Source organism: Aquimarina sp. MAR_2010_214 (assembly GCF_002846555.1).
Lineage (GTDB): Bacteria > Bacteroidota > Bacteroidia > Flavobacteriales > Flavobacteriaceae > Aquimarina.
Window position 1 is genome coordinate 5169136 of the sequence record NZ_PJMS01000001.1, and the last position, 13726, is coordinate 5182861.

General features: G+C 33.0%; 12 protein-coding genes and 1 pseudogene. 9 read left to right on the plus strand and 4 right to left on the minus strand.

What is annotated here, in order from left to right:
- Positions 1–46 precede the first annotated feature (46 nt).
- Positions 47–373: a helix-turn-helix domain-containing protein gene (locus ATE84_RS22135; RefSeq protein WP_101450017.1), complete on the minus strand. Its 327-nt coding sequence runs from the start codon at positions 371–373 to the stop codon at positions 47–49.
- Between the two features lie 148 nt (positions 374–521).
- Between ATE84_RS22135 and ATE84_RS22140 the strand changes: the two genes are divergently transcribed.
- The 9 genes and pseudogenes from ATE84_RS22140 to ATE84_RS22180 all read left to right on the plus strand — a co-directional run bounded on the left by ATE84_RS22140 (position 522) and on the right by ATE84_RS22180 (position 8754).
- Complete coding sequence (locus ATE84_RS22140; protein WP_101450018.1) at positions 522–2048, plus strand: hypothetical protein; 1527 nt, start codon at positions 522–524, stop codon at positions 2046–2048.
- Positions 2049–2136: 88 nt separating this feature from the next.
- Complete coding sequence (locus ATE84_RS22145) at positions 2137–3069, plus strand: tyrosine-type recombinase/integrase (RefSeq protein WP_101450019.1); 933 nt, start codon at positions 2137–2139, stop codon at positions 3067–3069.
- The gene (locus ATE84_RS22150; protein ID WP_101450020.1) at positions 3062–3943 is read left to right on the plus strand and encodes a tyrosine-type recombinase/integrase; all 882 of its coding nucleotides are present in this window, start codon (positions 3062–3064) and stop codon (positions 3941–3943) included. Before ATE84_RS22145 ends, ATE84_RS22150 begins: the two co-directional genes overlap by 8 nt.
- Before the next feature lie 41 nt (positions 3944–3984).
- Positions 3985–4578 carry a RadC family protein gene (locus ATE84_RS22155; RefSeq protein ID WP_101450021.1) on the plus strand — a complete coding sequence of 198 codons (594 nt, stop codon included), beginning with the start codon at positions 3985–3987 and terminating at the stop codon, positions 4576–4578.
- A gap of 11 nt (positions 4579–4589) precedes the next feature.
- On the plus strand, positions 4590–5123 hold the full coding sequence (locus tag ATE84_RS22160) for an ORF6N domain-containing protein (protein WP_101450022.1): 534 nt from the start codon (positions 4590–4592) through the stop codon (positions 5121–5123).
- Between the two features lie 1168 nt (positions 5124–6291).
- Entirely contained in the window at positions 6292–6474 is a 183-nt protein-coding gene (locus ATE84_RS22165) for a hypothetical protein (protein ID WP_101450023.1), read from the plus strand.
- A 126-nt stretch (positions 6475–6600) separates the two neighbouring features.
- Positions 6601–7632, plus strand: a pseudogene (locus tag ATE84_RS22170) (RHS repeat-associated core domain-containing protein); the annotation flags it as partial.
- Position 7633: 1 nt separating this feature from the next.
- Positions 7634–8023 (plus strand): hypothetical protein, encoded by a 390-nt coding sequence (locus ATE84_RS22175; protein WP_101450025.1) that lies wholly within the window; start codon positions 7634–7636, stop codon positions 8021–8023.
- Positions 8023–8754, plus strand: coding sequence for a toxin-antitoxin system YwqK family antitoxin (locus ATE84_RS22180; protein WP_101450026.1), 732 nt, complete (start codon positions 8023–8025; stop codon positions 8752–8754). The genes ATE84_RS22175 and ATE84_RS22180 overlap by 1 nt, the downstream gene beginning before the upstream one ends.
- 428 nt (positions 8755–9182) lie before the next feature.
- On the opposite strand, the gene ATE84_RS22185 is transcribed toward ATE84_RS22180, so the two are convergent.
- The 3 genes from ATE84_RS22185 to ATE84_RS22195 are packed head-to-tail and all read right to left on the minus strand — an operon-like array spanning position 9183 to position 13609.
- A complete protein-coding gene (locus tag ATE84_RS22185) occupies positions 9183–10841 on the minus strand; it encodes an MBOAT family protein (protein WP_101450027.1) in 1659 nt (552 codons plus the stop codon).
- Complete coding sequence (locus ATE84_RS22190; protein ID WP_101450028.1) at positions 10834–12114, minus strand: GDSL-type esterase/lipase family protein; 1281 nt, start codon at positions 12112–12114, stop codon at positions 10834–10836. The genes ATE84_RS22185 and ATE84_RS22190 overlap by 8 nt, the downstream gene beginning before the upstream one ends.
- Complete coding sequence (locus tag ATE84_RS22195) at positions 12101–13609, minus strand: GDSL-type esterase/lipase family protein (protein WP_101450029.1); 1509 nt, start codon at positions 13607–13609, stop codon at positions 12101–12103. The genes ATE84_RS22190 and ATE84_RS22195 overlap by 14 nt, the downstream gene beginning before the upstream one ends.
- Between the last annotated feature and the right edge of the window lie 117 nt (positions 13610–13726).

Sequence of the window (13726 nt, forward strand, 5' to 3'; positions counted from 1 at the left end):
AGTATAAAATGATAAGTTATATTTTGTAGGAATATTGATTTTTTATTTATGTAATAGATTTAAGTTTTACATTTTTGATAAGAGCATCAAGAGTATAGAGTATATGTTCTTTATCATTATCATTCATCTGTTGTACTTCAATAACACGTTTAAGGAGTTGGTTATCTACTTCTACAGTTACCTTACCTATTAAGAAATCTAAAGATACTTCTAGTATATCAGCTATTTTAGCAGCTACCTCTATAGATGGTTTTACTTCATCACGTTCATACCGACCGATAATATCCCCAGAAGTACCTACTTTTTTACCCAATTCATTTTGAGAAAGCTTTTTTTGCTTACGTAGCTTGGTTATCTGCTGTCCTAAAGTCATACTTAAAAGTAGTTAAAATGCTATATATAATAAGGTTTTAGCAAAAATAAACGATATAAATATCATAACAAAGATATATAAACCTTGTTTAAATCTGATAAATGTTTTAGTTTTGTGATATATATATCAGAATTTAAACTTATCAACAATGCTAGACACCACCAACCCGAATAATTACGAGTACAGGACAAAGCACTTAGAAATATCAATCTTGGGCGGTATCAAACTGAATCATTTAGAAGCGTTACGGGTTACATTAGGAATCAATAAAATAAAGTCTGAAACCAAATTACGTCATAATGTAGATTTATACAATGATACCCAAGTAGAGAAACTAGTTAGAAAAGTAGCAGAACGTATAGAAATAGGTACAAGTGTAGTTCGAGAAACATTACAAAATCTCACAAGTGCCTTAGAACAATATAGAATAGATCAACTCAACAAAGAGCAGGAAGAAGGACAATTACAGATTAAAATATTATCAAGTAAAGAGCAACAAGAAGCTACCAAGTTTTTAAAATCAAAGAACCTGTTACAAAAGACAAATGAATTAATCGGTCAAAGTGGTGTAATCGGAGAAGAAACCAACCGATTATTAATGTACCTGATCTTTACCAGTCGAAAAACATCAAACCCCTTACATTGTATCAGTCTTGGTAGTTCAGGAGTTGGTAAAACACATTTACAATCTAAAGTATCAGAATTAATCCCCGAAGAAGATAAAATAGAAATTACCGTATTATCTGCTAATGCCTTTTATTACTTTAATCGTACAGAACTACGAAACAAACTCATACTTATAGAGGACTTAGACGGTGCAGAATCTGTACTCTACCCATTACGGGAATTACAATCTAAAAAGAAGATCACTAAAACAGTAGTACACAAAGATACCAAAGGCACTACTAAAACCATACACCTTACCGTAGAAGGCCCTGTATCTGTATCGGGTTGTACTACCCAAGAATCTATTTATGAAGATAATAGTAACAGAAACTTCTTATTATATATTGATGAATCACAAGAACAGGATAAAAAAGTAATGCACTATCAACGGTTATTATCCGCAGGAAAAGTAAACAAAGATCAGGAGTGTATTGCAGCACGATTTTTACGAGATGTACAAAGGGTATTACATCCCATCAAAGTGATCAACCCGTATGCAGAGTACTTAGAATTACCACAATCCGTATTTAAACCAAGACGCACCAATAGCCATTACTTACAATTTATAGAAGCCATTACCTTTTATAAGCAATTACAACGATCAAAAAAATATGATGAACAGTCAGGAGAAGAATTTATAGAAACTACGATCGACGATATACAGGAAGCTAATGACTTGATTAAAGAAGTACTACTTCGCAAGAGTGATATATTAAATGGTGCTTGTAGAAACTTTTTTGAAATGCTCAAAGGGTATCTAAAAGCCAATACTCAAACCACTTTTACTAATAAAGAAATCCGCCACGTATTACGTATCAATCCAAGCAATCAAAAACGATATATGATACAATTGCAAGAAGCAGGATTGATACAGAAAGCAAAAGGTAATAAACGAAATGGGTATCTATATGAAATAGCAAATTATGAAGAGTATAGCAATACTAATCAACAGATAGAAACATTACTTACTAGTACCATAAAAACCTTAGAAGTTCAATATAGTTCATAATGGTTCAACCCCTATAATGAACCATTACTATAGTTAATAATCAACGAATTACACAAGTAGTTCACCAAACTCTAAAAAACACATACCGATGAAAAAATTAAAGTTAGAAAGTCCTAGCTATAGGATACTATTGCCTTCATTTACCGAATGGTTAGACATCTTAGGATATGCAGAAACAACAGTGTATTACCTACCCAACCATCTAAAAGAGTTCTTCTATTGGTTAGAATGTCATGGGCATACTGATATAGATACCATCACAGCGCAATTAGTAAAAGAATATTACCAGCAGCTTACACAAAGAGCCAATAAAACTAGGTATGGTGGGCTTAGTAAATCCTATCTCAATAAACACCAGCAAGCATTAAAGAAATTTAGAGAGTACCTGATGCAACACGATGCCAAAACACCTTTAAGAGTACATCTTAAATCTGAAAGCAACCCTACAGAAGAAAAGATAAATATCCTAACCCAATCTGAAATCAAAGAACTCTTTACCACTTGCAGCTATAGTAATAAACGTAAATGTATTAGAATACGGGACAAAGCTATCCTAACCATGTTTTATAGTTGTGGGCTTAGAAGAAATGAAGCCGTACACCTTGATATTAAAGACATCCTTTTTGATAAAGAACGTGTATATGTTCGTAAAGGCAAGAATTACAAAGAAAGATTTGTGCCGATCAATAAATACAACCTACGGATATTAGAAGATTATATCTATGAATCTCGACCAGAGTTTACGAATCATACAGAAAGCGAAGCTTTATTTATAAACCAGTTTGGTACACGACTGCAAGGCATGTCTTTTGCCAATCGGTTAAAAGCTATAACAACAGCTACCGAGAATACAAAGATTATAGAAAAAGATATCACCCTGCATACGTTACGCCACTCTATTGCCACCCATTTATTACAAAAAGAAGTGCCACTCGAAAGTATCAAACACTTTTTAGGGCATAGCAGCTTAGAATCCACACAGATTTATACACATATCGTAAAAACCATAGAAAATGAATGATTATACTACGCATTTAAAGAAAGAAGGATATGCAATAACTACCATCAAAAGTAATGAAAGACAAGTTACAGATTTTAAAAAATGGTGCAAACGAAATCATACTACACCCATAGAAATAGATTATAAAACCTGCTTAAAATACATCAAATATTTAACCAGAAAAGGCAATAGTAAAAGAACGATCAATCATAAATTAGGAAGCCTAAAAAATTACTTCAACTATCTGATAAGTGAATCCTACCGACTAGACAATCCAATAGAAGATACCAATATAAAAGGAGTAAGAAGGACACTCAATCATAACCTACTCGAACCCGAAGAATTAGAAGATTTATATTATAGTTACCAAACCGATACTTACCAAGAAGAATATCACAAATACACCTCAAAACGTAATAAAATCATCGTTGGATTACTCGTGTATCAAGGATTAGACACCAAAGACCTGAAAAACCTAAAAACAGAACATTTACAATTAAACAAAGGTAAAATCTATATCCCAGGAACGAAAAAGAGTAATGCCCGAGAAATCGAACTCAAACCGTGGCAGATGATGGATTTTATGGAATATATAGGGGAAGTTAGAAACAAATTATTAGAACGATTACAAACCGATACCGATCAACTCTTTCCCTCTGGAGATCGGTTTATCATTGTCAATGCCATTATAAAAAAGGTTAGAAAATATAATCAAAAAGTACAGAATGGTAAACAGATCAGAGCATCCGTAATCACCAATTGGTTAAGTCAGTACAATCTTAGAAAAACTCAATATCTGGCAGGACACCGTTACATCAGTTCTACAGAAAGATACTTGCAAGACGATCTTGAAAACCTACATGAAATTGTAAATAATTATCATCCAATACAGTAAACCAGAAACCATATAAAACCATAACTTTATACCCTTACACAATGAACATCCGAGTGAAACCAAATACCAAAATAGAAAGCCCCGAAGAACTGTACGAAATTATGCAACGCATCCTAAAACGGGAGCAAAAAACAGATCGTGATCGGGAACACTTCTGGACAATCAGCCTAAACAATGCCAACACCGTACTCAATATAGAGCTTGTCAGTATGGGCAGCGTAAACGCTACGATTATAGAACCGATGGAAGTCTACAGCATACCTTTACAGAAAAGGGCTACACGGATTATTTTAGTACACAACCATCCTGCGGGAACATTAAAACCATCCGAATCAGATAAAGACATTACCAATAGACTGATACAAGCAGGGAGGATATTACATATAGAAGTTTTAGACCATATCATCATTACCGAAGAATCCTTTTACAGCTTTAGCCAAAGTGGTTTGCTCGAAGAACTGGAAAAAAGCCTTGAATATGTTCCTGCCTATGAAATTAAAGCACAAGGAAAAGAAGAAGGACAACAGGAAAAAGCTAAAGAAATGGTAAAAGCAATGAAAAAAGAAAATGTTGATATAGAAACCATTATACGCTTTACAGGATTAAGCAAAGCAGAGATAACCAAATTACAATAACTTACATCAATATGAGTGAAGAAATCACTATCCCAAACGAAATAATCACTAGTAAAATATACCTGATTAGAGATCAAAAAGTAATGTTAGATAGGGATTTAGCAGAGCTTTATGGGGTAGAAACAAAACGGTTAAAAGAAGCTGTAAGAAGAAATACAGAACGTTTTCCAGAAGATTTTATGTTTGAAATGACAAAAAATGAGTTCCAAAATTGGAGGACGCAATTTGCGACCTCCAAAACAGATCAAAAAGGTTTACGTTATGCTCCTTTTTGTTTTACGGAGCAAGGGGTAACCATGTTATCTTGTGTTTTGAATAGTAAAAAAGCTATTGAAGTGAATATCCGAATTATTAGAGTATTTACCAAGATAAGACAAACGCTAACCGATAATCTAAGTGTAAAATTAGAAATTGAGGAAATCAAAAAGAAACTTACCAATCATAGTAAAAATATTGAACTGGTCTTTGATTACCTTGATGAACTCAATAAAAAATTAGACACACCTGAATTGGATGAGAGAAAGAAAATTGGCTACAAAAAATAATTAAAAACTAAAAAGATAAAGCGCACTCATACCCCAAAGCTTTTAATAAATTTTAATAGCTTCAAAAAGAATTAAAAAGCTAAAGAAATACATACAGATCATTAATAATCCCGAATCAAAAGTTCGGGTTTTTGTTGTCATAGATAAATAGCCAAGTGAGTCGTTACACTCCAATTTACTATTATGGGCTTAGCCAGAAAAAGGCTTTGCCCATAAGCTGCAATAAGGTGTTCCTTCGTCACTCCACAAGCTATTTTTTGTTATTCCACAAGTGCAGAAAAAGCACTTGTTCCATACCGTTGCAACTCCCTCGCCTTCGGTCGGTAGTCTCTACTACAAACAAATAGCCTTGCTCTGTTCCTCTATCACCCGTAGCTACTCTTTTGCTTAAAAACAATATGGTACGCTATCGCTGAATAGTTCATTAAGCAAAACCGCTACTACATGGGCTACGCCGCTTGGTCACAGCCTAGCCGATTATGTATGTTGAAGTTATTATTGTCATAAATCGGAAACATAAATAATCGGCTGGCACACAAAACCACTACGTTCCCTTTTGTGTGTCGGCTGCTCCTCTTCGCTAGGCTCTCGCCTTTGTTCTGCACGCATGCAGCTTCGTTCAATCGCCACTAAGCTATGATCATTATTGAAGCTGAAGCTCAGCCGCAACAGCCGTTGCGCCCTTCATCTTCAATAATAATCGTTCTTACTCAAACGTAAAAAAAAGATCAACTAGATTGTTTTTGTATTATAGTTGAATATTAAAGTCGTCATCAACTTTTGTGACCGAATTGTATGGTAAGACATAAAATTATATTTTTACAAGGTATCCTATTGGATTTTGAAGTGTAGGATTTTACAATCCAAACATGTTAAAATATATCACATCATTTTTTTTTAATCACAAAAAACTTAATTAAAATAGAATTAACACTTTTGTTAAAAACTATAAAGAAATGTATATTTACACTATTGATTAATAGCTGTTTAAGTTGCTTCTTCCCTAGCTATTTTTAATCTACATTTTTACCCTCGATTTATAGCGTTTATAAAACTGTATTTTTTGAATAAAAACGAGTTTTTGCAAAAAAATACTATTTATAAATGTATGGTTCTCTAAAACCTTGAAGAGATTGTTTAATGAAACTAAATATTAAAACCTAATATAATGAACTTTATACACGTAACACTAATAATCATTTTTGGATTTGTTTTTATAATGACAATATTGCTCAATTTTGTTGATAAAGAAAAAATACCGCTAATGGGGGATTTTTTTGGAAAAGTACTTCCAAAAATGCCAAAACTCTTCAGTCAATCAAAAGGTAAGGAAGACGAAGAATCCCCATAAAATAAATTGTAGAAACAATAGATATATCTATATTTACAATACGTTCTTAAAAAAATAAATTTGCTGTAGGTATGGGTCAAAAATAAGGGATACCGTTAAAAAAAATGCGTAAACTATTATCCCTTTGGGCTGCAACATAAAGGGTACAATTTTGCTGTGAATGGTAGGAAACATAATTATGGGTATAATGGGCAAGAAACTGAAGAATCTCTAGGATTGAACGTTTCTGAAATGACTTTTAGACAATATGACCCTGCAATTGGTAGATTTAATGTAATTGATGCTGCTGCAGAATTAGCACAAAATTGGACGCCTTATCGTTTTGGTTTTAATAATCCTATTAAATTTAGTGATCCATCAGGTTTATGGGAAATAAAAGATGGTAATTGGTATACCAATGATTCAAAAGACATTGAACGTTTTGTAAATATGCTTGGTTTTGAAAAATCAAATACAGGAGAGGAAGCTTCTATAGCACAAATAGATACTTTTATTTCAGAAGAGTTTAGAGGTTCTGGAGGAAGGTTAAGTGATGGTAGTGCATTATTAGATAGTGAAACGGTAGTTGCAGACAGTAATGGTAATTCAAATGGATTTAGTGAAAGGCAGGCTTTTCATATAGGTAGTCAAGTGGAGAATTTTGGTTCAAATCCTTGGAATGAAAAATCAGGACTATATGACAATCCTTTTTATAGCTACAAATACTATAGAGAAAGAAGTTGGGAATCAAGAGGAGGATCATTTCCTGGTATAAAATTAGGTTTCTTTGGATCTAAATATGCTCAAAGTCTTTTGTATAACCCAGGGAATTGGTGGTATTCTACTAAAGTTAATAAATTTTATGATTGGTCATTTACAGGAAACGGTCATACTGGAGGAAGAAATAAATATATAGGTAATATATCTAAAAAATGGAGTAAGTATGCAGGAAATGCAGGAAAAGCATTTGGTGTATACAGTCTCTATAATACAGCAGGACAATATCAAGATGGAACTTTAACTGCTTTTGGAGCGGTCTATATAGGAGGTGTAGATGGAGCTGCTTTGGGTAGTAAAAACTTAAATGTTGCAGCTTGGTCATTAGGCACAGGAATAGGTAAATCAATAGTAGAGAGTAATTGGTATTTTAATGCAGTTCATAATGATATAAACTGGTAAAATGATATATAGAAGTTTTTTCGGATTTTTATACTCCTATTTTAAAAAGGGTAAAGATATTGATCCATTAATATCTTCGACTTTTGCAATAGTAGGCTTACAAGTATTAAATTTAATCTTTTTTCAAGGTTTACTTTTCTTTCATTACAGTAATCAAAGGCATTTATTGTATAGTGAGACTCGTGTTTTTGGATTTGGAATTATAACATTATTGATATTTGTAAACTACTTTTATTTTAAAAAACGTGAAGGGGAAAAACTTGAAAAAGAATATAGAATTGTTGCTAAAAAGAAAATATATATCTTGTTTTATTGGATATATATTTTAGCTTCAATTGCTTTAGCGATAATCATGTTATACACTATAAGAAACAATATAAGATTTTTTTAATGCTATTGAAAAACTATCAAGAAAGAACCCTTTTTTTAACTTTACCTATATTTATTACTGTATCTATTTTTATGGGTTGTTCATTTAATGATAAAAGCTTAAAAACGGAATATTATAAAAATGGAAATATTAAAACGGTAGGATATACCAAAAAAGGTGAAAAAGATGGAATGTGGGCTTTTCATTCTGAAGACGGAAAATTTATAGACTCTATTCAGTTCAAAGAAGGTGTAAAAGATGGATTGGTAAAATACTATGGGTACAACAATCAATTGTTTAAAAAAGGGTATTATAAAAATGGTCTAAAAAATGGAATATGGGAATCCTATCATGCTGAAGGAGAACTTCATTCCAAAGAAGAATTTAGAAAAGGAATTGCAAGAGGAGAACAGGAATATTATTATGCAAATGGAACTCCAAAAATGTTAACTCCAATCCAAAACGGTAAATTACACGGAAAACATAAAGAATTTTATCCTAGTGGTAAATTGTCAATATTAGGATACTACCATAATGGGAATAAAGACGGAGAATGGAAAGAATATGACGAAAATGGGTTAATTAATGAAATATACCATTATCAAGGAGGTTTGTGGCACGGAGATTATCAAAAATTTTACCCTAGTGGTAATATTGCCGAAAAAGGAAGATATGAGTTAGATAAAAAGATAGGTGTATGGGAATATTTTGATGAAGATGGTATTGTTAAGGCAACTCAAAAACACAAATAAAGCTATCGACCCAGCTTTTTGAAGAGTTCTAAACCCGATGGCGGTAATAGGTCAAACTGGTGCTTTTGAAAAAAGGCATGTTTTTAAGTTTGATTATTAGTAAGTTATATAGTGAACAAGCCTCTTGATTGAGGCTTGTTTATGTTGTTTGTCTTATTTGAAATCGTTTAAAGCTTATTGTATAAAGGTTTTATATTCTTACGTAGGTCAAACTGGTGCTAATAGTCAAGCACAAGGGGCTCAAACGGATATTTATGGTAGAGTTCGACACGATGAAAAAGGACAAAAGACAATTATTGGCAGTCTAACCTAATATTTTTATGTTTACTAAGGTGGTACAGAAATGCTTTCTGTGCTGGGTATGAGTAATAGTTCAAAGAATATAGGAATAAAAACTCAAATTCTCCCCTACTCTAACGCTTCACTACCTAAAACTGAAAATAAATAAAAGGCTGAAAATCGGCTGCATAAGTTTGATAACAGATAATTGCTACGACCACCACTACCAAGGCTTTGATTATCATATTACTTTTAATAAACAAATCCTCTACCCAATCTTTGGTACGATAGGGCAACCAATGTGTAATATACCCCAGAACCATAACAATAAATACAATACGATACTCCCAGAGTACAGCTAGAGCATTCTGCCAATCCATATTGGTAACAACTTGCTGATAAAAACGATCAATATGATCCATACTGTTTCCTCTAAAATAGATACGTGTAAAGGTGATAAATACAAAAGTCAGTGCAATTCTCCATAACAAAACATACCAAGCCTTAGACTCTTCATATGGACTTATCTTACGCCAATATTTGTACGCTACAATTCCGATACCATTAAGACCTCCCCAGATTACAAATTTCCATGAGGCACCATGCCATAATCCACCGACTAACATGGTAATCATAATATTAACATTTCTATTAAAATGCCATGCTAACCTAGGTGAGAAAAGCGTAATAATAAGTATAACACCAATTCCCGAAGCTGCCAACAGTGCAATCGCATAATCAGAAATGGCAAAAACTCCTAAAAATGTAAAAATCAATATAAATGTGTAGGAAAAGATTGTTCCATTACGATTACCTCCAATAGGTATATATAAATAATCTTTAAGCCAGCTCGATAGTGAAATATGCCAACGTCTCCAGAAATCACCGCAATGAATAGCTTTATATGGTGAATTAAAATTAACTGGTAATTTATATCCCATAAGCAATGCTAATCCAATAGCAATATCGGTATACCCAGAAAAATCACCATAGATTTGTAGTGAATATCCAAACATAGCCATGATATTAGTAAAACCAGAAAACATCTCGGGGACATCAAATACCCGATCCATAAAATTAGCTGCAATATAATCGGCAAATAACATTTTTTTAATTAACCCTTTAAGGATCATAAAAGTTGCCTGACCAAATTCTTTTTGGGTAATAGTAATCTCTTTTCTGATCTGAGGGACAAAATCTGCAGCTCTTACAATTGGTCCAGCCACTAACTGCGGAAAAAAGCTTACAAAAAACCCAAAATCAATAATTGATTTTAAAGGTTTGATTTGTTTTCTGTAAATATCTACACTGTAGCTAATCGTCTGAAAGGTATAAAAAGAAATTCCCACAGGAAGAATAATTTTATCCACTGTAAAGTAATCTACCTCACTCCATGTATTAGCCCATTGCGCCAGGTAATTAATAACTTCGTAATCAGTTTGAAAAAGGAAATTATACGAATCTGTAAAGAAATAGGCATATTTAAAATAACAGAGTGTTCCCAGGTTAATAATCACACTTATAGCAACTAATGTTTTTTGTAGTAAAACCGACCTACTATTATAAATAGCTTTACCCAAAAAGAAATCGTTGACCGTACTAAACAATAAAATCCCTATAAAAAGACCACTGGTTTTATAATAAAAAAGTAGACTTATAGCAAAGAGATAAGCACTTCGTAAATTTTTTTTGCTATATACTATAGCGTAAATAAAATATACTGCTGCAAAGAAAACCCAGAAGTTCGCCTGTGTAAAGATCAACGGAAAATCTTCTGAAAAAGAAAATATGTCAATAAGTCTATTCATTAATTACCTGATTCAAAATAGAGTTTGGCTCTAATTGCAATTCGTTTTCCCATGAATGCGCTAATGCTTGTAACAAAAGATCTGCTTTTATACGATATCCCATAACTGTAAAATGAATACGATCTCTAGGCATTAGTTTATTTGCATACCAATCTTTTGAGGAATTAAAACCTCCCATAATTTCATAAAAATCCCAAACCGCCATTTTTTGTTCTTTTGCCACTTCATAAATGATTTTTTGGGCGATTCTAGTTCTGGGATTTGGAAATTTCTTTTTATAATACGAATCATTAGGCACAGTAAGTAATACAGCACAGTTAGGATTTGCTTTTTGAACTAATTTTATTAAATCTGTGTAGTATGCTTTGTATGCTTCCGGATTAAAATCAGGATGATACGCATCATTGGTACCAATAGATACTATAAATAAATCCGGTTTATAGAGCAATAACTGGTCATCAAAAAAGCGACATCTTTTATAATACGAAAAACTACCGCCATTGACTCCTATAGAAGTATATTGAATTCCTTTATTATCATTCATTAGTTCAATACCCATCATCAAAAACTCGGCATTTTCTTCATCTTTAATTTTACGAATACAAAACTCAATTTCTTCAACACTCTTATGTAAGGTATATTCTACAAAATGTGCTTCTTTATTTTCTTTAACTACAGAAACCAGCGAATCTTGCTTGAATGATATTTCATAATCATCACTCCAGTTATCATAAAAGATTCTGATTTTATTAAAATCATACATCTTCTCGTGATAATTATTACCATTAGCAATTATTTTCACATTTGACACAGTATCTTTAAAAACTGCAGTTACCCCAGATAATCCCCAGGCCACACTGTCTTTTCGAACCGAGCATCGATATCCCTCCCATTCACCATCATACTTTATTCTATAATTACCAGGGTTATTGGTTTTGGCAATGCTAAATGGATAAATAAATCCTCGTTGTCCTTTTGCAGTAGGGCTCATCATCTGAAGATAAGATCGTAAACGATTTGAATAAATATCTGCCTGTATATGAGACCCTCCGATATGAAAAACATGTAAATCTTCTTTTCCTCCTTTTGCAATGGTATCTAATTTGCGAAAAAGTGTTTTAAATGCCGGTGAATTTTCTGCCATTTTTATGGTATTGGCTTTCCAATTCACAAAAGGGTATTTATTTTGTATGGTATCTATAACATAGGTTTGTGCCATCAAAGGCAATGTCATAAGCCATACATAAAAGAATAATTTGTTACGTGTCATCATGGTTATCAGGTTCTTTGAGGTCAAGGTATAGGGCTGTAAAAAATAGTTCTGAAATTATTTTGGTTCCTTTCCAGGTAAAATGCATATAATCTTTGGCAGTTAGTTTTTCATCTACCCATAACTTCATCGCTCCTTTTCCGCCCATGGCATCATACATACTCCAATAGGCTACATTATTTTCGAGGCAAGTTTTCATTAATTCAGCATTAAGATACGGTAATAATGGGTAGGTTTCCATTTTACCGTTTACCGGAAGACACATATCTGTTGGTCCAATAAATACAATACTGGTATTTTTTGCTCGCCTTCTAATCCAATTTACCTGTCTGGCAATTCGTTTAGCATACTTGGTTACATCTGTAGAATCTTTGAGATATGGCATCGTATTACCTCCATATTGCATAATAACAATTTTGGGTTTTAATTGCCTCATCATTTGACCGTAGATAGCAGCACTCGAATTTGCAAAAACCGTTCCCGAGGCTCCTCGCATCGCTACGTTATCAATTTGCACTCTAGACCCTCCATCCAATGTTAATCCATAAAAATCTGCGCTAACTTTACCTTCTAGTTCAATTTTGAGATCTGTAGGTGTAGTCGTTGTTCTTATTTTATATTGATGGTATTTACCATCTGCAATCAGATCATCTTGCTGAATCAAAACTCCATCATTATACACCGATACCTTAATCGGAAAATTACAATTACCATAATGCAAGCCAATATTGGTAAAATATCTAAATTTTGCATATGTTTTCCTAGACTTCCCAATTTTTACAGAAGCTTTGATAATTGGTAAAGAATCAACCATAGTACTATCTGGGAGTTCTTTTTTATATGTTGTAAAACGAGAAGCAGAAAGATAAGCTCCGTATTTTCGATGAGAAAACTTTTTTTGAGTTGGGTCAAAAAACGCATAACGCTGCCAGTTTTCACTTGGTTCTACCATAGCGCTTATTTGTCGATATACCGGTAGTACAGGAAGGAACCCAGGGCCACTACCGCCATACATGCCCTGAAGTCTATTACGTATATATCCCGTGATACGGTCTCCTTCGATCTGAGAATCGCCATAATGTATAATTCTACATGATCTCGAAGATAATTTTTCTCTCAACTCACTTGCAAAATCAGGATTACTCTCAGGGTACTTGATCCTAACAATACGAGTTGTATCAATTTTTGAGAAATCCGGAAGTTTTTTTATTTCCGCTGTAGCGGCAATATCATTTTTATGCTCATCGGTTTCTATATCCAAAGGAGTTACAATTTGAGTAACCTCAAGAATATCTTGTCTTGTAAGAGATGAATCTTTTTCTAATCCTAAAAATGTAGTATGTGTGGGGTATTTAACCGAAATCCCTTCATATGAAAATCCATCATCCTGTGTTTGGGCTTTTTGAACCCCTCCTTTTTGACTCAAAAACATGAGTCCAAATAATGCTCCTAATATAAATAGGATAAATAATGATATTTGAATAGGTTTGATTCTCAATGTTTCCCGGGGATATTTCTACTTTTTAGTAAAAATAGAAAGATTTTAGAAATTACCAAGAGATCTAACAAGTAGTTACTAGCGAATAGGAAATAGTTTTACGGCCATACTCGTTTT

Coding starts and splice junctions, on each gene's coding strand:
- ATE84_RS22135 (WP_101450017.1), bottom strand. CDS start 373: ATGACTTTAGGACAGCAGATAACCAAGCTACGTAAGCAAAAAAAGCTT.
- ATE84_RS22140 (WP_101450018.1), top strand. CDS start 522: ATGCTAGACACCACCAACCCGAATAATTACGAGTACAGGACAAAGCAC.
- ATE84_RS22145 (WP_101450019.1), top strand. CDS start 2,137: ATGAAAAAATTAAAGTTAGAAAGTCCTAGCTATAGGATACTATTGCCT.
- ATE84_RS22150 (WP_101450020.1), top strand. CDS start 3,062: ATGAATGATTATACTACGCATTTAAAGAAAGAAGGATATGCAATAACT.
- ATE84_RS22155 (WP_101450021.1), top strand. CDS start 3,985: ATGAACATCCGAGTGAAACCAAATACCAAAATAGAAAGCCCCGAAGAA.
- ATE84_RS22160 (WP_101450022.1), top strand. CDS start 4,590: ATGAGTGAAGAAATCACTATCCCAAACGAAATAATCACTAGTAAAATA.
- ATE84_RS22165 (WP_101450023.1), top strand. CDS start 6,292: ATGAACTTTATACACGTAACACTAATAATCATTTTTGGATTTGTTTTT.
- ATE84_RS22175 (WP_101450025.1), top strand. CDS start 7,634: ATGATATATAGAAGTTTTTTCGGATTTTTATACTCCTATTTTAAAAAG.
- ATE84_RS22180 (WP_101450026.1), top strand. CDS start 8,023: ATGCTATTGAAAAACTATCAAGAAAGAACCCTTTTTTTAACTTTACCT.
- ATE84_RS22185 (WP_101450027.1), bottom strand. CDS start 10,841: ATGAATAGACTTATTGACATATTTTCTTTTTCAGAAGATTTTCCGTTG.
- ATE84_RS22190 (WP_101450028.1), bottom strand. CDS start 12,114: ATGATGACACGTAACAAATTATTCTTTTATGTATGGCTTATGACATTG.